This window comes from Variovorax sp. EL159 (assembly GCF_900100965.1).
In the GTDB taxonomy this organism is placed as follows: domain Bacteria; phylum Pseudomonadota; class Gammaproteobacteria; order Burkholderiales; family Burkholderiaceae_C; genus Variovorax.
Genome location: NZ_FMUJ01000003.1, coordinates 614,756 through 636,223, shown reverse-complemented (window position 1 = coordinate 636,223; position 21,468 = coordinate 614,756). Strand labels below are relative to the sequence as shown.

Sequence of the window (21,468 nt, the reverse complement as noted above, 5' to 3'; positions counted from 1 at the left end):
TTGCGTCCATACGCATTGAAAGGAACCGACAAATGAACACCCGTCTGACTTCGCCCCGCGCCCTGGTGATTGCACTGGCGAGCGCAGGTGTGATCGGCGCCGTCGGTGCCGGTGCCTACACCAGCGCCCGTGCCGTGAATGCCCCGGCGACCACCACCGCCACGACGGCGGCGCCCGCGGCCATGGTCACGCTGCCCGACTTCTCGACCATTACCTCGCGCGACGGCCCGGCCGTGGTCAACATCAGCGTGACCGGCACCATGAAGGCCTCGGACGACCAGGCCGCCGCCGAGATCCAGGGCATCGACCCCGACGATCCGATGTTCCAGTTCTTCCGCCGCTTCCAGGGCCAGATGAACCCGCGCGGCCAGCAACAGCAACGCGACGTGCCGGTGCGTGCCGAAGGCTCGGGCTTCATCGTGGACCCGAACGGCATCATCATCACCAATGCCCACGTCGTGAAGGACGCGAAGGAAGTCACCGTCAAGCTGACCGACCGCCGCGAGTTCCGCGCCAAGGTGCTCGGCGCCGATGCCAAGACCGACATCGCCGTGCTCAAGATCGACGCGAAGAACCTGCCCGTGCTGGCACTGGGCAACACCAAGGACCTGAAGGTCGGCGAATGGGTGCTGGCCATCGGCTCGCCCTTCGGTTTCGAGAACACCGTGACGGCCGGCGTGGTCAGCGCCAAGGGCCGCTCGCTGCCCGACGACAGCTACGTGCCCTTCATCCAGACCGACGTGGCCGTGAACCCCGGCAATTCCGGTGGCCCGCTGCTCAACACGCGCGGCGAGGTGGTCGGCATCAACTCGCAGATCTACAGCCGCAGCGGCGGCTACCAGGGCCTGTCGTTCGCGATCCCGATCGACGTGGCGATCCAGGTGAAAGACCAGATCGTCGCCACCGGCAAAGCGCAGCACGCGCGGCTCGGCATTGCGGTGCAGGAAGTGAACCAGGCCTTTGCCGATTCGTTCAAGCTCGACAAGCCCGAAGGTGCGCTGGTCTCGAACATCGAGAAGGGCGGCCCTGGCGACAAGGCCGGCCTGAAGGCGGGCGACGTGATTCGCAAGGTCGACGGGCAGGCCATCGTGTCGTCGGGCGACTTGCCCGCGGTGATCGGTCAGCAGGCACCGGGCAAGAAGGTCACGCTCGAAGTGTGGCGCCAGGGTGAGCGGCAGGAGCTGCAGGCGAAGCTCGGCGACGCCAGCGACAAGCCGGCGAAGGTCGCCAAGGCCGACACCGCCACGGGCCAGGGCAAGCTGGGCCTGGCGCTGCGTCCCCTGCAGCCGCAGGAAAAGCGCGAGGCCGGCGTTGACGGCGGGCTGCTGATCGAAGATGCGGCGGGCCCCTCGGCCATGGCGGGTGTGCAGGCCGGCGACGTGCTGCTGGCCATCAACGGCACGCCGGCGCAAAGCCTGGAGCAGGTGCGCGAGGTGGTGGCGAAGGCCACCAACAAGTCGGTGGCGCTGCTCATTCAGCGCGGCGAAGACAAGATCTTCGTGCCGGTGCGCATCGGCTGACGGGAAGGGCTTCGGTCGGATGAAGCCGCCCGGCAAGCTGCCGCACGAAGTGCTCCAGGAGCGTGCGCCGACCGGCGGCCTGTCGGCGCACATCCTGCCCACGTCGGCCACGATGATCGGCGTGTGCATGACCGTGATGTCGATCGGCCATCTGGGGCCGCGCGACGATATGCGGTTGCTGATCGATCGTTTGCTGGCCGTCGACGCGCTGGTCTTCCTGGCCAGCGCGTTGTTGTCTTTCATCTCGATGCGTACGCGCAAGTCGGGTGCGCGGCTCGAGGCCTGGGGCGAGATGGTCTTCATCGCCGGACTGGCGTTGCTGGCGCTCGGCGCGGTCACGCTGGCGTTTGCGTTGCGCTGATGCGCCATCCGGTCAGGGCAGAGCACAGGGCCAGTCGAGCTGAATGCGCGTCCCTCCCGCGCGTTCGTCGGCCGTTTCGATGTGCAGCCGCGCACCGATGGATTGGGCGCGTGCCCGCATGTTGTTGATGCCATGCCCCGCGGGCCGGCCGCCGGCGGGGGCTGCGGGCAGGCCGCGTCCGTTGTCGGTGAGCACGATGCGCACCAGCGGCGGCGTTTCGTCGCCGTGCCAGCTTGCATGCAGCACGATGCGCGTGGCCGATGCGTGCTTGAGCACATTGGTGAAGGCTTCCAGCAGGATGCGCTGCAACTGCAGGGCAGCCTGCGCGGCGAAGGGCGCGACGGTGGGAATCACGGCCACGTCCCACACCAGTTCGATGCCGGCGGCATCCAGGCGCGGTTGCAGGCGATAGCGCAAGGTGGCCAGCACGGTGGGCAGGTCGTCGTGCGTGGGCTGCAGCGAATCGACGGCCATGCGCATTTCGTCCAATGCGAGCTTCACGTGCTCTTCGACCACGCCACGGTCGGGCGTGGTCTGGGTCACCACGTTGAGCAGGCCCACCAGTTGCGAGCCCACGCCGTCGTGGATCTCCCGCATGATGCGCTGGCGCTCCAGCAGCACCGCCTGTTCCTGTTGCTGCTGGCGCATGGTTTCGAAGGCGCCACGCAGCTGCTCTTCGCGTTCCGCGACGCGGGCCGCGAGGTTGGCGTTGAGCGCGCCGTAGTCGGCCACGGTGCGGCTGTAGCGCTCGACCACCAGCCCCGCGAGGATCATCACGAAGAAGAACATCGCATGCGGCGTGAGCGTGTAGTAGGCGCCGCCGAAGAGCCCCATGCGCACCAGCAGCAGGTCGTGCGCACCGGCCAGGATGGCGAGCGTGCCGGCCGCCATCAGCACGCCCGCAATGCGCCGCCGTGCCACCAATGCGCCGTGGACCACATAGGGCAGGCAGACGATGCTGGTCACCTGCAGGATGACGAGGCCGCTGGTCCACAGCTTGGGCAATGCAAAGGCGAAGGAGGCGCAGGCCAGCGTCACCGACAGCGTCAGCGCGGCGTAGATCGACCGCACCAGCCACGGCGGGTTGCGGTCCAGTACCAGCAGCACGAAGCGTGCGATGAGGCCGATGTGCAGCGCATAGCAGACCGCCACCACCGCGCCCCACAGCGGCCACGGCACGGGCACTTCGGGCCAGACGCGGTCGAGGTTGCGCGTCACGCCCGACAGCGCTGCCAGCGCGAAGCAGCCGTAGAGCGCATCGCGCTGACGCAGCCACAGGCCGCCGGCCATGCCGCCCATCAGCAGCAGGCTGACCGCATAGACGATGGCCGACGTGTTGCGCCAGTTCTGCTGCGTGCGGTAGAGCGATGCGAGCGAGGCTTCGGTGCCATAGCGGATGCTGGCCAGCCCCGCGCCGCGCTGGCGTTGGATGGTGGTGCGCACGACCAGCACCTGCGACTGCCCCTCGCGATGCAGCGCGGCCGCCAGGGGAACCAGCTGGTTGCCCTTGGCCGCGTCGTATTCGGGGTCGCCCAGCGTGCCGAAGCTGGCGACGAGCGCGTCGTTGAACACGACGGCCACCTGGTTGCCCACGCCCGACATCAGCAGCGCCGCGGATTCGCCGGCCGGTACCGCCGAAGCGGGAAGATCGATGCGGTAGCTGGCCTTGCCGCCTAGGCCGGGAAACTCGTGGTCCCAGCGGAACGGCAGTGGCACGCGGCGCACCTGGACGGGAAAGCCATCGGGCTCGAGGGTGGCCTCGGCGAAGCTCGCGTCGATGGCTTCGGCGGACCTGGCCGCGTGGGCAGGATGGCCCGTCAACGCGGCGATCAGCAGCAGTGCCGCGAGCAGCAGGCGATGGACTCCTCCTGCGGCCACGGGACTAGGGAAGCCAGCCGAGATTGCGAGCCTCGAACACGGCTTCCGATTTGTTGTGCACATCCAGCTTGCCGTAGATATTGCGGATATGGGTTTGGACCGTCGAGGCCGAGACTCCCATCTGCACGCCGACTTCGACATAGGTGAAACCACGAGACACCAGGTCGAGCACTTCGAATTCGCGCGGCGACAGGCGCTCGGAGGCGGTGCTGGCGCCGTAGGCCGCAGCGCTCGACGGCCGGGCGGCGACGGGTTCGGGCGGCGTGCCGGCGCGGGTCTGCCAGCGGCGCAGCAACTGGCGCGCGATCACCGGCGACATAGGCGAGCCGCCTGCGCGCAGGTGGCGGATGTGGGTGGCCAGGTCTGCCTCGGTGCCATCTTTCAGCAGGTAGCCGCTGGCACCGGCCTCGAAGGCCTGGACCATGTTGGCCTCGTCGCCGAAGATGGACAGCACCATCACCGCGCAGGCCGGCTGCATGTGGCGGCACTGGCTGATGACCTGCAGGCCGGGGTGGTCGGGCAGGCCGAGGTCGACCAGCAGCACGTCGACCGGGTTGTCGACCAGCCAGGCCAGGATGTCGAGGGCGTTGGAGGCGCTGTAGGCCAGGGTCAGCGAAGGGTCGGCATCGACGACCCGTGCGATGCGCTCGCGCATGCCGGTGTCGTCCTCGACCAGCGCGACCTGCGTCGCCATCGTCATGCGCCTGCCCGGCGCAGCTTCGGCCCATCCGCCGGGAAGGCGCCGAAGGCGATACCCGGTGTGAGAAAACTGTATGCGCTCATACAGGACAGGAAGGCGAGGCGCATGGGGAGCCCTTGGCGGCAGGTTTGCTGAATGACGCCGAGGGTAGGGGCCGGTTGGGCCCGTGCACATCCTATATACGGGGGAGGCGGCGCGCCGCTTTTCCGGGCTGGCGCGCGGCCTTGTTCAGCCGGCCGTCGGCGTGCACCTCCGCTGGAGGCGTGGCCGGCCGGCGGTGAACCCGGGTGCTTACTGTTGCTGCTGCTTGCGACGTCCCCTGGACGTGCTCGGTGCCGAGGTTTGCGACGGTGCCGCACCGCCGTCCACGCCCAGGCGGCCGCCGCCACCGAGGCCCTGGCCGCGCACGGTCTGCGCCTTGTAGTTGCGCAGCGAACGGACCATCTGGTTGAAGGCGTCCATGAAGGCCGCGGCGATCACCTTGCCTTGCGGCGTGCGCGTGTAGCCACCGATGCCGCCGGCAGCGGAGATGCCGCTCAGGTTGGCGAAGCCGCCGAAGTCGGTCTTGGAGGCACTGCCTTCGGCCGCTGCGACCTGCACGCCCGAGCGGTTGTCGATCAGCGTCAGGAGCGCGCTGGCTTCCTTGGTCTGCAGGTTGGCACCGAGCTGGGCCAGTGCACGGCCACGGCCACCACCGACCAGGCCGCCGAGCGCACCGCCGATGCCGCCGGCATCGCTGTTGCTGAAAACGATCTCGGGCGACAGGCCGTAGTCGGAAGCCACCATCTGGCCGCGGCCGAAGTTGCTGCCGCCGCGCATTTCGCCCGACTGCATCAGGGCGCGCTCACGCGTCATGGCATTCATGCCGGCGGCGCCGCGCTCGACCACCACGAAGCAGTTCGATTGCTGCACCAGCAGGCGCAACAGGTTGGCTGTGGGCGGCAGCTTGTATTCGCCGGTGAGCACCGTGTACCAGCCGGCATTGACGTTCTCGATCAGCGAGACGGTGCCCAACGGCGAGTCGCAGCGCTCGAGCTGGCTGCTTTCGCCGGAGGTGGCGGCGCCTGCCGCGCTGCCGGTAGCCACGGTCTTGGCCGACTGGCTGCCCATCTGCATGTCCATGGTCTGGCAGCCCGAAAGAGCCAGCAGGCCGGCGAGTGCGCTTGCGAGAGAGAGTTTAGAAAAAGCCATGTCCCGATCTATCAAGTGAAAACAATGCGGTGCCCGTTGCGGGCGGCACGCGTCGAGAACCGAAGAGGGGGCTGCGTGGCCTGTACGGCCTCCCGATCCGACGCGCTGCAGCAAGCGGCCGCGCGACGATACGACCTGAAAGTCAGGCACACCAGTGCCGAAAGTCATGTGCATGCGCGCAAGGCCCGGTCGTCTGCCGCTCACCGTGGAGGGCATGTCGACCCGTGTCAGGAACGGGGACGCATGGGTTGCCAGCAACCCGATCCTCGGTCGCTCCAGCCATGACGCCAAACAGAGAGCTCTGTGCGAGGGCGGCCAGCGGAGCGGGGCGATTATTACTCAGGACTCCTCATCGAACAGGCGTGTGATGGGAGGGCGCGGCGCCTTGCCTGAGAGGGGGCAGGGCGGCGCTGTCTCGAAGGTTACAGCCGGGGTGCTTGATGGCGTTGCGGCCATCGACTGCACCATGCGTTGAAGCTCAGGTCGTGTAGTCGCCGCTGGCTTCCGGCTGGAAAAGAATCGCGACCACGCGCGCCGCGCCTTCCGCGCCGTTCGGCATCTGCCAGCGCGCCAGCGTGCCAGCCTTCACGCCGAGCAGGCCGATGCCCACCGGCGAGAGCACGGAGATGAAGCCGGACGCCGGCTCCGCGTCGCCCGGGTAGCAGAGCGTGATCTTCTGCGTCTGCTGCGTGGCCAAGTCTTCGACCTCGATCTGCGAGTACATCGTCACGATGTCCGCGGGCACCTCGCGCGATGGCAAGACCTCTGCCAGGTCGAGAAGATCGGCCAGCGCGGGCGGAAGCTGGCTGCCGTTCAGCTTGTTGAGGCGGGCGACGTCGAGTTCGGTGAGCGTGCGCTCCCCGTGAATGGTTGCAAGCATGAAGCACTCCAATGGAATGCGACCTCGCCCTGTCTGCGTCTGTGTTGTGTTGGAGCAGGCGAAGTCGCGACCGCGCGGCGGGTGCCCGGCGGTCAATGGTTCGCGCAACAAGAAGGGAAGTAGCGGACCGCCGGGCTCAGGAAAGTGCGGAGGTACGTCGGATGACCATCGTGGCCGCCGCAACGGCCAAGCCCGCGCGACGGCCGGCCGCTGCCAGCGGCAGGGCTGCGCACGTGGGGTGCTTGCGGGACGAGGACGGGGAGACCATTCGGGCGAGTGTAGGTGTGCCGTGTGGGGGCATCAAGCAATGGCCTCACGTGCCTTGCCGATAAGCCCGGCCGTGCGGCATGCAACGCGGCCCGCACAATCGATGGATGCGGACCTTTCTTCTTTATGTTGCGACAGCCCTCGCGGAAATCATCGGTTGCTACCTGCCTTACCTCTGGCTCAAGCAGGATCGCTCGGCGTGGCTGCTGGTGCCGGCGGCGATCAGCCTCGCGGCCTTCGCGTGGCTGCTCACATTGCATGAGGCCGCGGCGGGCCGTGTCTATGCGGCGTATGGCGGCGTGTACATCGGCGTGGCCATCGCGTGGCTGTGGGCGGTGGACGGCATGCGGCCCACGCCGTGGGACGTTGCAGGCGTTGCGGTATGCCTTGTCGGCATGGGGCTGATTGCGTTCCAGCCGAGCTAGTCGGAACGCCAAAAGAAAATGCCCCGCTACCTTGTGAGTAGCGGGGCATCCAAGAACCACGAGGGTTTGTTTTGGCTCCTCGACCTGGGCTCGAACCAGGGACCTACGGATTAACAGTCCGGCGCTCTACCGACTGAGCTATCGAGGAACAAGCCTCAAATTATATTCAATGAAATTGTCGATTCCGGGCTTGCCGACTTCATTTTTTGAGAGGCAATGCGCGGAGCGTGGTGAAGCCGCAAATGAAAATGCCCCGCTACCTTTGAGTAGCGGGGCATCCAGTTGCCTTGCGGCTTGTAGTGGCTCCTCGACCTGGGCTCGAACCAGGGACCTACGGATTAACAGTCCGGCGCTCTACCAACTGAGCTATCGAGGAACAAGCCTTAGATTATAGCGTGGTTTTTCGAGGCTTCTCAAGTGCCCGCCACTGCCTCGCTAAATTTCTGCAGCGCGGCGGCACTCACAGCGCAATGCTCAACCCCAGGCGCAAGGTGCGCGGCGCTCCCGGAAAGAGGTAGACGTGGCTGAACTGGTAGGGCGATTCCTTCCAGTAGCGGCGATCGAACAGGTTGTCGACGGCCAGCGTCCAGGTTGCATTCGCGCCGCGCAGCTTCGTGTCGTAGCGCAACACCGCATCGACGCGCGTCCACGAAGGCAGCGTGACCGAGCCATCGGGCAGCACATTGCGGCGGCCTTCGTACGAAAGCTGCCCCGCCAGTTCGAGGCCCGGCACCGATGCGAAGCGATAGGCCGTCTGCGCGCGCAGCACCTGCTTGGGCACGTTGGTGGGCGACTGGCCATTGAGAGCCGGGTTGGCCGTGCTGTCGCGCCGCTTCGCATCGATCAGCGTGAGGCTGCCGCCAATGCGCCAGGGCCCCTGGCTCCATTGCGCGCCGGCTTCGAGGCCGCGATGCACCGCGCGGCCATCGTTGCGCACTTCGCACAGGCCGCTGCACAGGTCGAGGTTGGTCATCGGCCGCGAGATGTCGAACCACGCAAGCTGCCAGTTGAAGGCGTCGTTGCCGCCCTTCAGGCCCAGCTCCCATTGGCGCGAGCGTAGCGCGGGCAGCGCCTGGCCGGCATTGCTGTATTGCGAGCTCTTGTTCGGCACGACCTGCGACTCGACACCCTGGCCCCAGCTCGCATAGGCGAGCAGCCCCGGCTGTATCGCGAAACTGGCGGCGAGCCACGGCGTGGTCACGCCCTGCTTGTAGCCGGTCGGGTTCGAGCCGTCGTTGCCGATGCTGCTGCGGTCGAGCCGCGTGTGGCGTGCGCCGAGCCAGGTGGTGAAACGATCGTTCCAGCGGATCGCGTCCTGCACCGAGAGTTCGGTCGAACGCTCGTCGCGATTCGTCTGCGGCGTGGTGGCGTCGGGGTTCGGCGGCACCATGGCCGTGGCCCAGATGTTGCCGGTGCCCGCGTAGTTGTAGGCCTGGTTCTGGAAGCGGTTGCGCACACGGCTTTGCAGCAGGCCGAAGCCCAGCTCGTGCCGCACGCTGCCGGTCATCACGTTGCCCTTGAGGTTCAGGCTGCCCGCTGTCTGCGTGCGGCGCTCGTTCTCGCTGCGGAAGTCGTAGACGTCGAAGGTGCCGTCGGAGCAGTAGCGGTCGTAGTTGCCTTCGGCGCTGCAGCCGAAGGCATAGGCCAGCCGGTCGTCGCTCTTCAGGCGCTGCTGGCCGATCTGCGCGCTCCAGCGCCAGTCGGTGTTGATCGTCTGGCTGAAGCGCACCGTGCCCGTCACAGCCTTGAATACCGAGGGCTGCGACCATGGCTGGTTGTTGAGGTTGATGCGCGGATCGACAGGCGCGGGCAGCACATTGCCCAACAGGCTGTAACCGTTCTGGCTCGGCTGCGTCTTGCGGCTTTGTTCGATCTCGAACTCCAGCACCGAGTCGCGCGTGATGCGCCAGTCGGCCGCGAGCGAGAACAGGTTGCGGTTGCCGTCGAGGTCGTGCGTGAGCGGCTTGAGGTTTTCGCTCGCCACATTGAGCCGGTAGCCGAACTGCCGGTTTTCGCCGAAGCGTCCGCCAAGGTCGATGGCGCCCAGCACGCTGCCACGGCTGGTGGTTTCGATGCGCACCACGCGCAGGTCTTGTTCGGTCGGCCGCTTGACGACGTAGTTGACCAGTCCGCCCGGTGCGCTGGTGCCGGCTTGGATGCCGCTGGTGCCGCGAAGGATCTCGACGCGCTCCTTGTTGTCGAGCGGGATCGATGTCTCCGCGCTGATCGGCAGGCCTTCGCGCCGGTAGTTGAAGCGGTTGTCGAGCACGAAGCCGCGCACCGTCAGGTAGTCCCAGTAGCCGGCGGAGTTGTAGGCATCGGTGACCGAGGCATCGAACTGCGTGAGGTCGGCCAGCCGGCGCGCGCCGCTGGCGCGCAGCTGCTGGCTGTCGATCACCGTGGCCGAGATCGGCAGCTCGCGCAGCGGCACGTCGCCGAAGCCGCTGATGTCCGCTTGCGGCGCGGCTGCGCCTTCATTGACGGTGACTTCGGGCAGCGAGGCTTGCTGCGCATGGGCGCTGCAAGCGGTCGCAAGGAACACAACGGCGATCGCACGTGAAACGGGAGAGAGCGGCTGGATGGAAGAAAGGAAAGGGAGTCGTTGGTTCATTCTGTTCAGTTGCCTGCGGCGGCGCCCAGGGCGGCCATCCATTGCGCGGCCGTGGCCTCGGGGTCTTCGGCCGCGACCAGCGCGCGCACCACGGCGACCGAGCCGACGCCGGTGGCCAGCACTTCCGGCAGCCGCACGGCGTCGATGCCGCCGATGCCGACCTGCGGATAGCCGCGCAGCAGGCGCGCGTAGGCCGCGAGCCGGGCCACGCCCTGCGGTGCGGTCGCCATCTTCTTGAGCGTCGTCGGGTACACCGCGCCCATCGCGATGTAGCTCGGGCTCACGGCATCGGCGCGCACCATCTCGGCGTAGCCATGGGTACTGACACCCAGCCGCAAGCCGGACGCACGAAGCGCCTGCAACTGCGCGGGCGAAAGCGCGTCGAGGTCTTCCTGGCCGAGGTGAATGCCGTAGGCGCCGGCAGCGATGGCCACTTGCCAGTGGTCATTGATGAAGAGCAGGGCATCGGTGCCTTGCACGGCTTCGACGGCCGCGCGCACTTCGCGTTCGATGGCCGCTGCGTCGTCGGACTTGAAGCGCAGCTGCACGGTCGGCACGCCGGCGCGCGCCATGCGGCCGACCCAGGCCGCATCGGGCAGCACCGCGTAGAGGCCGAGCCGTTCGGGGCAGGGCGGAAAGGCGTCGCCGCGCGCGGCGGGAGGAAACGACCGCAAGCCGAAGTCGGCGGGGTTGTCGGGCCACTGTGCTGCGTCGAACTGGCTCAGCCGTTCGGTCTGCGCGCGCCAGGCGCGTGCAAGGCACTCGGCATCGATCTCGATGAAGCCAAGGGCCGCGCAGGCCTGCTTGGCACCGCGATAGACAGGATCGTCCGAAGAAAAGATCGGTGCGCTGACAGGGGCCGCGGTGTTGCTTCCGAAGCGCAATCCATGGGCGGCGACGATGGCTTGCGCCACGGCGCGGGCGTCGTAAGTGCTGCTCATGGTGCGTGGTGCCAGAAGGGTGTGCCGAGCACGGGCGTGCTCGGCTGTGCGGCGTCTTGCGCGGCCATGGCGCCGGCGCGATACGCCGTGCGGCCCGCCTGCACGGCGTCGGCGAAAGCGCCCGCCATGGCGACCGGGTCTTGCGCGAGGGCCACGGCCGTGTTGAGCAGCACGCCGTCGTATCCCCACTCCATGACCTGGCAGGCGTGCGACGGAAGGCCCAGGCCCGCGTCGACCAGCATCGGCACCTTGAGCCGGTCGCGCAGCACCTGCAGCGCGTAGGGGTTGATCGGCCCGCGGCCGGTGCCGATGGGCGCGGCCCAGGGCATCACGGCTTCGCAGCCGACGTCGACCAGCCGCTGGCACAACACCAGGTCTTCGGTGCAATAGGGCAGCACCTTGAAGCCATCGCGGATCAGCTGCGATGCGGCATCGACGAGGTTCAGCGTGTCGGGCTGCAGCGTGTAGTCGTCGCCGATCAGCTCGAGCTTGATCCACGGCGTGTCGAACAGCTCGCGTGCCATCTGCGCGGTCGCGACCACCTCCTGCACGCTGTGGCAGCCGGCGGTGTTGGGCAGCACCGGCACGCCGAGGTTGCGCAGCAATTCCCAGAAGCCGTTACCGAGGTCGCTGTTGCCCGAGCCCTGGTGGGCAGCCTGGCGGCGCAGCGACGCGGTCAGCATCGCGGGCTTGGCGCGCTTCACCGCGGCTTCGAGCAGGTCGGGCGAGGGGTAGCGCGCGGTGCCCAGCAGCAGGCGGCTCTGGAAGGTCTGGCCATAGAGAACCAGCGGGTCGTTCGTGTTGTTCGTCATGGGTGTTGTCTCCATCGTTTGTTCAGCCGCCCGTCACCGGGCGGATCACCTCGACGCGGTCGTCGGGTTGCAGCGTGCGCGCCGCATAGGCCGAGCGCGGCACGAACTCGCGGTTCACGGCCACCGCGAACGGCGGCGTGGCGTTCAATGCCGTCAGCGCGTCGGTGAGCGTGGCGCTGTCGGGCAGCGCGAAGGGCTTGTCGTTGATCAGGATGTTCATCGTCATGCGTTGTCGGAGGTCTCCATGCCGAAGCTGCGCGCAAGCGTGGCGTGGCCGTGCGCAAGCAGTTCCATGGTGGCGTCGAGGAGGGCGGGCGCGATCATGAAGCCGTGGCGGTACAGGCCGTTGATCTGCAGCACGCGCGGCTGCGGCTGGCGGATGGACGGCAGGTTGTCGGGCAACGTGGGGCGGCACTGCGTGGCGATCTCCACGATGCGTGCTTCGGCAAAGCCGCTGTGCACGGCATAGGCGGCGCTCAGCAACTCGAGCGTGGAGCGCACGCTGGCGGGCGACATGTCGTCCGACTCGATCTCGGTCGCGCCGATCACGAAGAGGTTGTCGGGCTTGGGCGCGATGTAGAGCGGATAGCGAGGGTGCACCAGGCGGGTGGGGCGCTTCAGCGTCACTTCGGGCGCATGCACGCGGATCACTTCGCCGCGCACGCCACGTAGCGCCTGCCACTGGGGCTTGGCACCGAGGCCACGGCAGTCGATCACCCAGTCGGGCTGGCCGGTGGTGCCGGGTGAAAAATCTGCCGGGGCGCGCGGCGATTGCCAGTGCAGGCTGACGTTCGGATGGGCTTGCAAGGTGGCGAGCAGCGACGCCAGCAGCGCACGGTTGTCGAGCTGGCCTTCACCCGGAAGGAACAGGCCCTGTGCGAAACGCTGGCCCAGCGAGGGCTCCAGCGCGGCGATGGCTGCCGCGTCGATTGCCTGCATCGGCGCGAGTTCGGGCACCTGCGTGCCCGTTGCGGCAAGCACGCGTGCGAGCCGCGAGGCTTCGGCGGCGTCTTGCCGATGCCAAAGCACGAGCGTGCCTTCGCGCTGGAAGAACACGGGCTGCGCGAGCGAGGCCAGCAGTTCGGGCCAGCGCGACAGCGCGTGCTGGCCCATGCGCACCACCGACACCGGCGCCACGGCCGATTCGGCCAGCGGTGCGAGCATGGCGGCGGCTACGCGCGCCGCCGCGCCTTCGGCGTCGGCGCTGCCTGCTTCGTACAGGTCGACTCTGCAGCCGGCCTGTGCCAGCGAGACCGCCAGCAACCGCCCCATGAGGCCCGCGCCGAGGACGGCGACTGATCGAAATGGCAGGTTCATGGTCTGGCTCCTTCCCCCTCTGGGGGAAGGTTGGGATGGGGGCAGGCAGAGCGCCCGATGGAGACGCCGCGTGCCCCCACCCCAACCCTCCCCCGGGAGTGGAGGGAGAAATTCAAAGCCAGTCGCCGATAATTTTCGGCATGACCCAAGGACTTTCCCAGCGCTACGCACGTGTGCTTTCCATCGCCGGCTCCGACAGCGGCGGTGGCGCCGGCATCCAGGCCGATCTCAAGACCTTCGCGGCCCTCGGCTGCTACGGCATGACGGCCATCACCGCGCTCACCGCGCAGAACACGCTGGGCGTGTCGGGCATTCATGGTGTGCCGCCCGACTTTCTGAAGGCGCAGATCCAGGCGGTGGTCGAAGACATCGGCGTCGATGCCGTCAAGCTCGGCATGCTGCATGCGCCCGAAGTGGTGGACGTGGTGGCCTGGGCCATCGACCGCTATCAACTGAAGAACGTGGTGCTCGACCCGGTGATGGTCGCCACCAGCGGTGACCGCCTGATCGCCGCGGAGACCGTGCAGGTGCTGGTGCGCGAACTGTTCCCGCGTGCGCTGGTCGTCACGCCCAATCTGGACGAAGCGGCCTTGCTGATCGGCCATGCCATCGATGGCGTGGATGCGCTCGATGGCGCCGCCGACGAACTGCTGGCGCTCGGCGCCAAGGCCGTGCTGCTCAAGGGCGGACATCTGCCGGGCGATGACGTGGTCGACGTGCTGCTGCAGGCTGGCGGCGCGCGCAAGCGGCTGGCGTCGAAGCGCATCGCGAGCCGCAATCTGCATGGCACCGGCTGCACGCTGTCGTCCGCCATCGCGGCGCATCTGGCACTGGGCTTTGCCTTGCCCGAAGCGGTCGAGAAGGCGCGTGCGTACATCCTCGGCGCAATGGCCGCCGGTGCGAACGTGCAGATCGGTGCGGGCCATGGTCCGCTCAACCACGGCTTTGCGCCAGTGCCGACGCACCGCCTGCCCGCGACGGGCGGCTGAGCCAAGCAAGCACGAAGGTCGTTGCCAGCGTCGGAAGCGCCGAGCCCAGTTGTGGCGCCCACTTGGCCAGCGCGTGGTACGCCGCAATGCCGGTGATCCAGATCAGTGCCGCGCTGAAATCGACCTGGCGCGTGCCGGTCGTCACCACCGACTGGCCACTGCCCAGTCGCCCGAGGATCACACCGTAGAGCGGCACGAACACCGAACTGAGCAACAGCAGGAAGGGCTCGAGCGTGTGCATCGGCAGCACCAGCGCCAGCGCAATGCACAGCGTGGCCAGCAGCAGGCCCCAGCGCCGCACGCTCCATCGGGGCAGCAGGCTGTGGGTGGAGACCGAGCCCGAGTAGACGTCGCCATAGGCGTTGTCGAGTTCGTCGATGAGGATCAGGCCCAGCGCCACCAGCCCGCCCTGCGCCAGCAGCAGCGCGGTGACGAGGCTGACACCCGGTTCGGCCACGCTCACCACCATCACGCCCAGCGCATAGCACCAGATGTTGGCCAGTGCGTAGCCGATCCAGGTGCCGTTGAACGCTCCGCCCAGACCTCCCGTGCTGCGCTTGCCGTGCCGCGCGTAGTCGGCCACCAGCGGCAGCCATGACACCGGCATCGCGATCACCAGATCGAGCGCGCCGAACATGCCCATGCTGCCGTCGCCCGGCCGCGCCCAGAAGGCGTCCAGCCCCTTGGCCTGCAGCCGTGTCGCGAACTGCCAACTGAGCCACAGCAGCGACAGCACCACCAGCGGCAGGCCGAAGCGGCTCACGAAGCGCCGCACCAGCTTGACCATCGAGCCTGCGAGCAGCGCCAGCAGCACCGCGCCCCAGAACAGCGTGGTCAGCACGCCGCCCCAGAAGGAGCCGAGCGACGGCCCGAACGCCAGCTGGCCGATGGCCTGCGTGCCTTCTCGCATGACCACCAGCTCGAAGGTGGTCCAGCCCACCAGTTGCACGATGTTCAACAGCACCGGCAGGCGCGCAAAGGCGCTGCCGTAGGTTGCATGCATCAGGCCGGCGCTGGCGAGGCCGCTTTCGCAGCCCAGCCGCGCGGTCCAGGCCAACAGGCCGGCGCCGATGACGGAGCCGACGACGATCGCAATGGCCGCATCGCGCGTGCCCACCGCCGGCACCAGGTAGGCGCCGATCTGCATCACCAGCAACCCCACGCCCAGGCTGAACCACAGCGAGGCATGGTCGTGCCAGCCGAAGACGCGCTTGGACGCGGGCAGCGGCGTCAGCGCCTCGTTGGCGCTGGAGTGATCGTTGTTGTCGTGTGCCATCCATTTGCTCCAGTGCAAAGGTTTGGCAGGTGGGCGAGGCCCCAGCAGCTCGGCCATCGCGCGAGACAACGCGACAGGCCACCGGACCAGCTTCCCTGCGCGAGGATTACCTCAAGCCGACAAAATGAATTGCGGCGGAACAGGTTCAAAGGGTCTGATCTCAGCCGGTCCGGCAAAGCCGTTCCAGCACCCCTAGCAAGCGCGCATTGTAGGCGCTGCCAATGGGGATGCGGGCGGTGTGGGTGACTTGGGGCTGGCCCCGGTGGTCGGTCGGGCAACCGAGGAGGGCCGTTCGAGCGAGGCTGTGCTGGATGAAAAAGGGGAGTTGAAAGGGCGCAGAAAATTCGCACCCCTTCTGCTGAATCAACTCAGGATTCGGGCTGCCCGTCTTCCGGAGGCTGCAATCTCGTTGCGATTCCGTATTGCGCCAGCAGGCCCAGCACGTGCCCGATGGCAACGCCGGGCTCGCCTGATTCAATGCGGGCGATCGTCTGCACATGCACGCCCAGCCGGGCGGCCGCTGCGGCCTGGCCTTCCCCGGCACGAGTGCGCGCCAGCTTGGCGGCTGCGCCCATGTCCTTGATCGCCTGAAGGGCGGTACTGCCGATGTCGACTGAAATGCGTTTGCCTTGGGCCATCGGGGAATTGTCGCCGCACAATCGCCGCGTGCCTCGAACCCCGCCTGCTCCATCGTCCACGCCGTACTGGCTCTACCTGCTCGAATGCGAGGGCGGCGTGTACTACGTGGGCATCGCAATCGACGTGGAGCGGCGCTTCTTTCAGCATCTCTTCGGAGTGGGCGCCAAGTTCACACGCGCCCGCCCTCCGGTGCGCGTGCTGGCCGCGCGCGAGTATGCGAACAAGGGGGCCGCACTGCGGGCGGAGCTGCAGGTCAAGTCGCTGCCTCGTGCCCGGAAGCTGGCCTTCTTCGCGGAGGCGGGGGCGGTTCTCGCCGAGTGATTTGCAGCGAGCGGCTTCGGGGAGTTTGTCTGCGTGCCTGCGTCTTTCTTCACGGACACGACTGTTACCTGCATGCCCCATCTATTCCATGCGAGGCGGCCTGCACGTTATCTTCCTTCAGCCAAGCCTAAGGTTGGCGAACGATACTGGCGCTGACGGTCTGTTGGCGCTGGCAGAGGTCGCTCTGGCACCGCTCCTGAAGGCGGTTCCTCGAGGCTGGCAGTCGTCGCGAATCCCCTCGATGTTCCTGCTGCGATGTGAAGCTGCAGGCTTAAGAAAATGCGCCACTCACTCCTTCGTTATCTCGCCGGTCAATCGCTTCCCGCCACGGTCGCGGGAACAAGCGGCGTTGCCGCTGTGCAAGCCCTCGTTCAAGATGGTCTTGTGAAGGCGATCCTTCCTTCGATCCGCTCTGCTGCAGCGCAATTGCCGGCCGCCACGGTGGTCGAATTGACCCGCCTGGGGCTGCGCGAGCTGCGCCGCAACCAACCGGCTCCTTCGCCGCAGTAACTGGCCTTTTCGGCTCTGGCAAAGCCTCCCGCGCTTCCTCGAGCGCGGGCCGTGCGTGAAATACTCCCCGTTTCCGCTGTCGAACTTGTGAAGTTTCAGCACTGTCGTACGCAATGTCGACGGTGGCCTATTCCCAAGGCCTCATCCTCTGCATCACACTCTTTTCCAAAATGAAAATTAGGTGGTGCTATGGGAGCGATGAAGGAACTGTCACTTGAGGCGGGCGCGTTTTTGTGCCGCTTCAATATTCCAATCCGGCTGGACGAAGATCGGCATCAATATGTCCCGGTCCTCGGCGTCTTCCGACGCATTCCCTTTGATCGGCTCGATCAATGGGTGATGCGGGCGGACGGTCGACCGCGCACCGATCGGGACCTGGCTGCCGAGGTGCTCCTCGAGTTGCGGCGACCACTCGGGACAACGGGCAAGACCGCTTCGCTGCGCTTGAGCTTGAGCGAGATCATCGAGTTCGACCGCGCCGCGGCGATCATCGTCGCCACCTTCCTTGCCGAGCTTCCGCGCGAAGCGGCATGCGGGGAAGACCTTGAACTGGCACGCGCGGCGTAGCGCGATCTTCTCGACGTAAAAAAGCCCTCGCGAGGAGGGCTTCTTTGCGACCAGGCTGACGCTGCGTATCAGCAGGCCTTGCCGTGGGCTGCGTGCGCGCCCTTGGCCTTGGCATCGGCTTCGGACATGTACGAGCCATGCTTGGTCTTGCCGAAGTACTTGTCGCTGGCGCAGTGATAGACCTTGCCGTTGACCCACACCTGGCCAGGTGCGGCACCTGCTGCAGGCGCTGCTGCTGCGGTGGTGGCGGCTGCCGGCTTTGCAGCAGGGGCAGGCGTTGCGGCCGGTGCGGCTGCAGGTGCCGGAGCGGCGGCAGGCGCGGTTTGAGCCGCTGGGGCAGGGGCCGCAGCAGGCGGCTTCTGCGCGAAGACCGAAGCGGTGAAGACGGTACCAGCGGCCAACAGGATCAGAGCTTTTTTCAAGGTTGCACCTCAAGGTTCGCACGGAAAGACGTGCATGTTGCAACCAACGCGTGGGTCTGATTTCAGTTGACTGTCCGGACACCATGTTGACGCGGCCGACCTGATGAGCGGTCATTTTTCACGCTTTGCATCGGCCTTCTTCTGTGGCCTAAATAGCTAGAAGGCGGTGAGTGCTCTGCGATGTCGGAGTACTTTTCTCTTCGACGCAACCTGCTGCACGCTGTCGGCCTTCAGCCTGTCGAAGTCGGCACGCAGCATTTGTCTCATCTGAAACAACTTGTATGACGCACGCAGCAACACGGGCAGTGTTCGGCGAGCCGGCAGCTCTCTACGCCGCCTTGACCCTTCGGGCGAAGGCTTCCAACCCATCGATGGTGATCTGCACATGCCGCTCGAAGCTGCTGTCCAGCGGCACCGTCGTGCCGTTGTCCCATCGCACGATGAAAGCCTTGTTGGCCAGCAACGGCAGGTGTCGCGTAAGCACTGGGTGATCGAGCGGGCGAATGGTGTGGACGCGCTCGCGCAGTTCCTCGGCCCAGGCCTGCGTGTTGTCGGAGGGCAGGGGTGAGAACTCCATCGTCACGAAGCCAAGCATCGCCGCGATCACGCAGTTGTAGGCCTCCAGCAGCGATTCGCCCTCGAAGCCGGCTTCGACCAGCGCCGCGAGCGTGCCCTCGACAAGCTCGGTGGGCAGGCTGCCGTTCGACACCAGCTGCGCACCCAGCAATTGCGCCACGTTCGGGTGGCGCCGCACCGTCGCCCGGCAACGGCGGAACAACTCGGCGATCCACGCCTGCCAGGCCAGCTTGCCCGGAGGCGGAGTGACCTCGGCCATCACCGTCGCCGCCACCTCGGCGAGCAAGGCTTCGCGCGTGCTGACATGCCAGTGCACCGTGGCCGGATAGACGTCGAGCCGCGCCGCGATCTCGCGCATGCTGAAGCCACCGAGGCCGAACTCGTCGATCTGTTCGAGCGCGACTTCGGCGATGCGTTGCTTCGTCAGCGCGGCACCGCCTGCGGGGCGGCCGGCTGTTCTGGGTTTGGGCTTGGCAGGCGTTTTCTTCATGGATGTCGGCATTGTGCCGCCAGTAAATTGCTTGTATAAATAATATTAATTGAGCATCGACCAATTAAGTGCAGCGATTGAATCCAGGCGCACCACCATCGAGAGGACATCTCCCATGACCGACACCGCGATCGACCAGGCCCTTGCCAAGGCACATCAGCACTTCACCGGCAGCAACCCGGCCAGCCTGCGCCAGTTCGAGGAACAGGCGCGCTACATGCCCGGCGCCAACAGTCGCTCGGTGCTGTTCTATGCGCCGTTCCCGCTCACCATCGCCAAGGGCGAGGGCTCCGCCCTATGGGATGCCGACGGGCATCGTTACGCCGACTTCATCGCCGAGTACACGGCCGGCGTCTATGGCCACTCCGCACCGGAGATCCGCGATGCCGTCTTCGAGGCGATGAATGCCGGCATCAACCTCACCGGACACAACCTGCTCGAAGGGCGGCTGGCCCGGACCATCTGCGAGCGGTTTCCGCAGATCGAGCAACTGCGCTTCACCAATTCGGGCACCGAGGCGAACCTGATGGCGCTCACGGCGGCGCTGCATTTCACGGGGCGCCGCAAGATCGTGGTGTTCTCTGGCGGCTACCACGGCGGCGTGCTGGGCTTTGGCACAAAGCCGTCGCCGACAACGGTGCCTTTCGACTTCCTGGTGCTGCCCTACAACGACGCGCGGGCCGCGCGCGCGCAGATCGATGCGCATGGCCCGGAGATCGCCGCGATCCTGGTCGAGCCGATGCAGGGTGCCAGCGGCTGTATTCCGGGGCGCCTCGACTTCCTGCAGACGCTGCGCGACGGGGCCGCGCGCGTCGGTGCGCTGCTGGTCTTCGACGAAGTCATGACCTCGCGCCTCGCGCCGCATGGCCTGGCCAACAAACTGGGCATCCGTTCCGACCTGACGACGCTGGGCAAATACATCGGGGGCGGTATGTCCTTCGGCGCGTTCGGCGGACGCCGTGACGTGATGGCGCTCTTCGACCCGCGCACCGGTCCGCTTGCCCACTCGGGCACCTTCAACAACAACGTGATGACGATGGCTGCCGGTTATGCGGGCCTGACGAAACTGTTCACGCCCGAGGCGGCCGGTGCACTGGCCGAGCGCGGCGACGCCATGCGTGCGCGCCTCAACGCGCTGTGTGAAAAGGAAGGCGTCGCACTGCAGTTCACTGGTCTGGGTTCATTGATGAACGCGCATTTCGTGGCGGGCGAGGTGCTGCGGTCCGAAGACCTCGCAGCGGTCGACGGGCGCCTGCGCCAGTTGCTGTTCTTTCACCTGCTCGGCCAGGGCATCTATGCCTCGCCGCGCGGGTTCGTCGTGTTGTCGTTGCCGGTGAGCGATGCCGACATCGACCGCTTCGTCGCCACCATCGGCAGCTTCATCGACGAATACCGGCCGTTGCTGGCGGCGGTCGGCTAACGCGGAACGCTCACGCCCAGCAGTTCGTGCAGGCGGGTGCTGGTGGTCGTGTACTGCAGCGGCACAGCCTTGCCCGGGAACACGATGGCCGTGGCGCCCCAGGCGGCCAGCGTGGCTTCGTGGAAGCCGCAGACGATGAGCTTTTTCTTGCCGGGGTAGGTGTTGATGTCGCCCACTGCGAACACGCCACGCTCGCGCGTCTCGTACTTCTCGGTATCGACCGGCACCTGCTTGCGCTCCAGTTCCAGGCCCCAATCGGCGATGGGGCCTAGGCGCGGCGAGATGCCGAGGCAGGCGACCAGCGCATCGAGCGGCAGGTCGACGGTCGTGGCGTCCGGCGTGGTGATCTGCAACTGCTTGCCGTCGAAGGCCGTCGGCTGCCCGACCTTGAAGGCCAGTTTGCCGGCAGTCACCAGAGCGCGCATCGATGCCACGGTGTCTTCATTGGCCTGGAAGCCGTCGCGCCGGTGAACCAGCGTGACCTGTGCGGCCGTGGCCGAGAGGGCGATGGCGGTTTCGAGCGCGATGTCGTCGCCGCCATTGACCACGACCGTCTGGCCGGCGAAGCGGTCCAGCGAATCGGGGTGATAGAAAAGCGACGTGCCCTCGAAGCGCTCGATGCCTCCCACGGCGATGCGCTTGGGCACGAAGGCGCCGACACCCGCCGCGATGAACACGGTTTTCGCGAGGAAGGCCGTGCCGGCCGACGTTGTCATCAGCAGCCGCCCGTCATCCTGGCGGGCCAGCGTGGCCACCTGTTCGCCGAAGTGAAACTGCGGCTTGAACGGCGCGACCTGCTGCAGCAGCGATTGCGCGAGTTCACGTCCGCTGGTCACCGGCGTGCCGGGAATGTCGTAGATCGGCTTGTGGCCATACAGCGCCACGCACTGGCCGCCCGCGGCGGGCAGTGCATCGACGATGTGGCAAGAGATTTCAAGCAGGCCCAGCTGGAAGGCCTGGAACAGCCCGACAGGGCCGGCACCGACGATCAGTGCGTCGGTTTCGACGGGCGCGGTGGGCTGGTTCAGCGCACCAGCTCCCCGACCTTGTCCGTCTTGTCCTTCCACTCTTCAGCGTCGGGCAGGGCGGGCTTGCGCTTGGTGATGCTCTTCCAGCCGTCGGCCACGGCCAGTTCGGCATTGATCTTGATGAAGGCGATCTGGTTGGCCGGGAGGTCTTCCTCGGCGTAGATCGCGTTGACCGGGCATTCGGGGATGCAGACCGCGCAGTCGATGCATTCGTCCGGGTCGATCACCAGCATGTTGGGACCTTCGCGGAAGCAATCCACGGGACAAACGTCCACACAGTCGGTGTATTTGCAACGGATGCAGGCTTCGGAGACGACGTGGGTCATT

22 protein-coding genes, 2 tRNA genes and 1 pseudogene are annotated in these 21,468 nt (G+C 66.8%); 8 read left to right on the top strand and 17 right to left on the bottom strand.

What is annotated here, in order from left to right:
- The first annotated feature begins 32 nt into the window (after window positions 1-32).
- Window positions 33-1,520, top strand: coding sequence for a DegQ family serine endoprotease (locus BLQ28_RS15035; protein WP_093240654.1), 1,488 nt, complete (start codon window positions 33-35; stop codon window positions 1,518-1,520).
- Between the two features lie 19 nt (window positions 1,521-1,539).
- Entirely contained in the window at window positions 1,540-1,881 is a 342-nt protein-coding gene (locus BLQ28_RS15030; protein ID WP_093240651.1) for a hypothetical protein, read from the top strand.
- Window positions 1,882-1,893: 12 nt separating this feature from the next.
- Here BLQ28_RS15030 and BLQ28_RS15025 read toward each other — a convergent pair whose 3' ends face one another.
- The 4 genes from BLQ28_RS15025 to BLQ28_RS15005 all read right to left on the bottom strand — a co-directional run bounded on the left by BLQ28_RS15025 (window position 1,894) and on the right by BLQ28_RS15005 (window position 6,530).
- On the bottom strand, window positions 1,894-3,759 hold the full coding sequence (locus BLQ28_RS15025) for a sensor histidine kinase (protein WP_093240648.1): 1,866 nt from the start codon (window positions 3,757-3,759) through the stop codon (window positions 1,894-1,896).
- A gap of 4 nt (window positions 3,760-3,763) precedes the next feature.
- Window positions 3,764-4,453, bottom strand: a complete 690-nt coding sequence (locus tag BLQ28_RS15020) for a response regulator (RefSeq protein WP_256327299.1) — start codon at window positions 4,451-4,453, stop codon at window positions 3,764-3,766.
- Window positions 4,454-4,750: 297 nt separating this feature from the next.
- The gene (locus BLQ28_RS15015; RefSeq protein ID WP_093240643.1) at window positions 4,751-5,650 is read right to left on the bottom strand and encodes a CsgG/HfaB family protein; all 900 of its coding nucleotides are present in this window, start codon (window positions 5,648-5,650) and stop codon (window positions 4,751-4,753) included.
- 478 nt (window positions 5,651-6,128) lie between these two features.
- On the bottom strand, window positions 6,129-6,530 hold the full coding sequence (locus BLQ28_RS15005; RefSeq protein WP_093241706.1) for a GreA/GreB family elongation factor: 402 nt from the start codon (window positions 6,528-6,530) through the stop codon (window positions 6,129-6,131).
- A gap of 374 nt (window positions 6,531-6,904) precedes the next feature.
- Here BLQ28_RS15005 and BLQ28_RS15000 point away from each other — a divergent pair, with 374 nt between their 5' ends.
- Window positions 6,905-7,222 (top strand): YnfA family protein, encoded by a 318-nt coding sequence (locus BLQ28_RS15000; RefSeq protein ID WP_093240637.1) that lies wholly within the window; start codon window positions 6,905-6,907, stop codon window positions 7,220-7,222.
- Window positions 7,223-7,294: 72 nt separating this feature from the next.
- Here the strand turns inward: BLQ28_RS15000 and BLQ28_RS14995 are convergent.
- From BLQ28_RS14995 to BLQ28_RS14965, 7 genes are all read right to left on the bottom strand, one after another.
- Window positions 7,295-7,370: transfer RNA gene (locus BLQ28_RS14995), tRNA-Asn, on the bottom strand.
- Window positions 7,371-7,522: 152 nt separating this feature from the next.
- Window positions 7,523-7,598 (bottom strand) — tRNA-Asn (locus BLQ28_RS14990).
- An 84-nt stretch (window positions 7,599-7,682) separates the two neighbouring features.
- The gene (locus tag BLQ28_RS14985; RefSeq protein ID WP_093240633.1) at window positions 7,683-9,833 is read right to left on the bottom strand and encodes a TonB-dependent siderophore receptor; all 2,151 of its coding nucleotides are present in this window, start codon (window positions 9,831-9,833) and stop codon (window positions 7,683-7,685) included.
- Between the two features lie 5 nt (window positions 9,834-9,838).
- Entirely contained in the window at window positions 9,839-10,774 is a 936-nt protein-coding gene (gene thiE / locus BLQ28_RS14980) for a thiamine phosphate synthase (protein WP_093240630.1), read from the bottom strand.
- A complete protein-coding gene (locus BLQ28_RS14975) occupies window positions 10,771-11,586 on the bottom strand; it encodes a thiazole synthase (RefSeq protein WP_093240627.1) in 816 nt (271 codons plus the stop codon). The genes thiE and BLQ28_RS14975 overlap by 4 nt, the downstream gene beginning before the upstream one ends.
- 22 nt (window positions 11,587-11,608) lie before the next feature.
- Window positions 11,609-11,812 carry a sulfur carrier protein ThiS gene (gene thiS, locus BLQ28_RS14970; RefSeq protein ID WP_093240624.1) on the bottom strand — a complete coding sequence of 68 codons (204 nt, stop codon included), beginning with the start codon at window positions 11,810-11,812 and terminating at the stop codon, window positions 11,609-11,611.
- Window positions 11,809-12,903, bottom strand: a complete 1,095-nt coding sequence (locus tag BLQ28_RS14965; protein ID WP_093240621.1) for an FAD-dependent oxidoreductase — start codon at window positions 12,901-12,903, stop codon at window positions 11,809-11,811. Before BLQ28_RS14965 ends, thiS begins: the two co-directional genes overlap by 4 nt.
- A gap of 140 nt (window positions 12,904-13,043) precedes the next feature.
- On the opposite strand from BLQ28_RS14965, the gene thiD reads away from it, so the two are divergent.
- Window positions 13,044-13,892 carry a bifunctional hydroxymethylpyrimidine kinase/phosphomethylpyrimidine kinase gene (gene thiD, locus BLQ28_RS14960; protein WP_093240618.1) on the top strand — a complete coding sequence of 283 codons (849 nt, stop codon included), beginning with the start codon at window positions 13,044-13,046 and terminating at the stop codon, window positions 13,890-13,892.
- Here thiD and BLQ28_RS14955 read toward each other — a convergent pair.
- Together BLQ28_RS14955 and BLQ28_RS14945 are read right to left on the bottom strand one after the other, a co-directional pair.
- Window positions 13,837-15,168: a purine-cytosine permease family protein gene (locus BLQ28_RS14955; RefSeq protein ID WP_093240614.1), complete on the bottom strand. Its 1,332-nt coding sequence runs from the start codon at window positions 15,166-15,168 to the stop codon at window positions 13,837-13,839. The genes thiD and BLQ28_RS14955 overlap by 56 nt on opposite strands.
- Window positions 15,169-15,536: 368 nt before the next feature.
- Window positions 15,537-15,806 carry a helix-turn-helix domain-containing protein gene (locus BLQ28_RS14945; RefSeq protein ID WP_093240610.1) on the bottom strand — a complete coding sequence of 90 codons (270 nt, stop codon included), beginning with the start codon at window positions 15,804-15,806 and terminating at the stop codon, window positions 15,537-15,539.
- Window positions 15,807-15,834: 28 nt separating this feature from the next.
- Between BLQ28_RS14945 and BLQ28_RS14940 the strand changes: the two genes are divergently transcribed.
- The 3 genes from BLQ28_RS14940 to BLQ28_RS14935 all read left to right on the top strand — a co-directional run bounded on the left by BLQ28_RS14940 (window position 15,835) and on the right by BLQ28_RS14935 (window position 17,205).
- Window positions 15,835-16,128, top strand: a complete 294-nt coding sequence (locus BLQ28_RS14940) for a GIY-YIG nuclease family protein (protein ID WP_093241704.1) — start codon at window positions 15,835-15,837, stop codon at window positions 16,126-16,128.
- Window positions 16,129-16,407: 279 nt separating this feature from the next.
- Window positions 16,408-16,638, top strand: a complete 231-nt coding sequence (locus tag BLQ28_RS32650) for a hypothetical protein (protein WP_143012497.1) — start codon at window positions 16,408-16,410, stop codon at window positions 16,636-16,638.
- 198 nt (window positions 16,639-16,836) lie between these two features.
- Window positions 16,837-17,205: a hypothetical protein gene (locus tag BLQ28_RS14935; RefSeq protein ID WP_256327298.1), complete on the top strand. Its 369-nt coding sequence runs from the start codon at window positions 16,837-16,839 to the stop codon at window positions 17,203-17,205.
- Between the two features lie 68 nt (window positions 17,206-17,273).
- On the opposite strand, the pseudogene BLQ28_RS14930 reads toward BLQ28_RS14935, so the two are convergent.
- Together BLQ28_RS14930 and BLQ28_RS14925 are read right to left on the bottom strand one after the other, a co-directional pair.
- Window positions 17,274-17,549 (bottom strand): annotated as a pseudogene (locus tag BLQ28_RS14930) (hypothetical protein); the annotation flags it as partial.
- 406 nt (window positions 17,550-17,955) lie between these two features.
- Entirely contained in the window at window positions 17,956-18,693 is a 738-nt protein-coding gene (locus BLQ28_RS14925) for a TetR/AcrR family transcriptional regulator (RefSeq protein ID WP_093240602.1), read from the bottom strand.
- A gap of 115 nt (window positions 18,694-18,808) precedes the next feature.
- On the opposite strand from BLQ28_RS14925, the gene BLQ28_RS14920 reads away from it, so the two are divergent.
- Window positions 18,809-20,113: an aspartate aminotransferase family protein gene (locus tag BLQ28_RS14920; RefSeq protein WP_093240599.1), complete on the top strand. Its 1,305-nt coding sequence runs from the start codon at window positions 18,809-18,811 to the stop codon at window positions 20,111-20,113.
- On the opposite strand, the gene BLQ28_RS14915 is transcribed toward BLQ28_RS14920, so the two are convergent.
- On the bottom strand, window positions 20,110-21,180 hold the full coding sequence (locus BLQ28_RS14915; protein WP_093240596.1) for an NAD(P)/FAD-dependent oxidoreductase: 1,071 nt from the start codon (window positions 21,178-21,180) through the stop codon (window positions 20,110-20,112). The genes BLQ28_RS14920 and BLQ28_RS14915 overlap by 4 nt on opposite strands.
- Window positions 21,138-21,467 carry a ferredoxin FdxA gene (gene fdxA / locus BLQ28_RS14910; RefSeq protein WP_093240594.1) on the bottom strand — a complete coding sequence of 110 codons (330 nt, stop codon included), beginning with the start codon at window positions 21,465-21,467 and terminating at the stop codon, window positions 21,138-21,140. Before fdxA ends, BLQ28_RS14915 begins: the two co-directional genes overlap by 43 nt.
- Window position 21,468: the final 1 nt, after the last annotated feature.

What these genes read in the sequence shown, in the direction of transcription:
- BLQ28_RS14925 (WP_093240602.1), bottom strand. Translation starts at nt 18,693, where the DNA reads ATGAAGAAAACGCCTGCCAAGCCCAAACCCAGAACAGCCGGCCGCCCC.
- BLQ28_RS14945 (WP_093240610.1), bottom strand. Translation starts at nt 15,806, where the DNA reads ATGGCCCAAGGCAAACGCATTTCAGTCGACATCGGCAGTACCGCCCTT.
- BLQ28_RS14975 (WP_093240627.1), bottom strand. Translation starts at nt 11,586, where the DNA reads ATGACGAACAACACGAACGACCCGCTGGTTCTCTATGGCCAGACCTTC.
- BLQ28_RS14985 (WP_093240633.1), bottom strand. Translation starts at nt 9,833, where the DNA reads ATGAACCAACGACTCCCTTTCCTTTCTTCCATCCAGCCGCTCTCTCCC.
- BLQ28_RS15005 (WP_093241706.1), bottom strand. Translation starts at nt 6,530, where the DNA reads ATGCTTGCAACCATTCACGGGGAGCGCACGCTCACCGAACTCGACGTC.
- thiS (WP_093240624.1), bottom strand. Translation starts at nt 11,812, where the DNA reads ATGACGATGAACATCCTGATCAACGACAAGCCCTTCGCGCTGCCCGAC.
- BLQ28_RS32650 (WP_143012497.1), top strand. Translation starts at nt 16,408, where the DNA reads ATGCGCCACTCACTCCTTCGTTATCTCGCCGGTCAATCGCTTCCCGCC.
- thiE (WP_093240630.1), bottom strand. Translation starts at nt 10,774, where the DNA reads ATGAGCAGCACTTACGACGCCCGCGCCGTGGCGCAAGCCATCGTCGCC.
- fdxA (WP_093240594.1), bottom strand. Translation starts at nt 21,467, where the DNA reads ATGACCCACGTCGTCTCCGAAGCCTGCATCCGTTGCAAATACACCGAC.
- BLQ28_RS15000 (WP_093240637.1), top strand. Translation starts at nt 6,905, where the DNA reads ATGCGGACCTTTCTTCTTTATGTTGCGACAGCCCTCGCGGAAATCATC.
- BLQ28_RS15035 (WP_093240654.1), top strand. Translation starts at nt 33, where the DNA reads ATGAACACCCGTCTGACTTCGCCCCGCGCCCTGGTGATTGCACTGGCG.
- BLQ28_RS15015 (WP_093240643.1), bottom strand. Translation starts at nt 5,650, where the DNA reads ATGGCTTTTTCTAAACTCTCTCTCGCAAGCGCACTCGCCGGCCTGCTG.
- BLQ28_RS15030 (WP_093240651.1), top strand. Translation starts at nt 1,540, where the DNA reads ATGAAGCCGCCCGGCAAGCTGCCGCACGAAGTGCTCCAGGAGCGTGCG.
- BLQ28_RS14920 (WP_093240599.1), top strand. Translation starts at nt 18,809, where the DNA reads ATGACCGACACCGCGATCGACCAGGCCCTTGCCAAGGCACATCAGCAC.
- BLQ28_RS15020 (WP_256327299.1), bottom strand. Translation starts at nt 4,453, where the DNA reads ATGGCGACGCAGGTCGCGCTGGTCGAGGACGACACCGGCATGCGCGAG.
- BLQ28_RS14965 (WP_093240621.1), bottom strand. Translation starts at nt 12,903, where the DNA reads ATGAACCTGCCATTTCGATCAGTCGCCGTCCTCGGCGCGGGCCTCATG.
- thiD (WP_093240618.1), top strand. Translation starts at nt 13,044, where the DNA reads ATGACCCAAGGACTTTCCCAGCGCTACGCACGTGTGCTTTCCATCGCC.
- BLQ28_RS14955 (WP_093240614.1), bottom strand. Translation starts at nt 15,168, where the DNA reads ATGGCACACGACAACAACGATCACTCCAGCGCCAACGAGGCGCTGACG.
- BLQ28_RS14935 (WP_256327298.1), top strand. Translation starts at nt 16,837, where the DNA reads ATGAAGGAACTGTCACTTGAGGCGGGCGCGTTTTTGTGCCGCTTCAAT.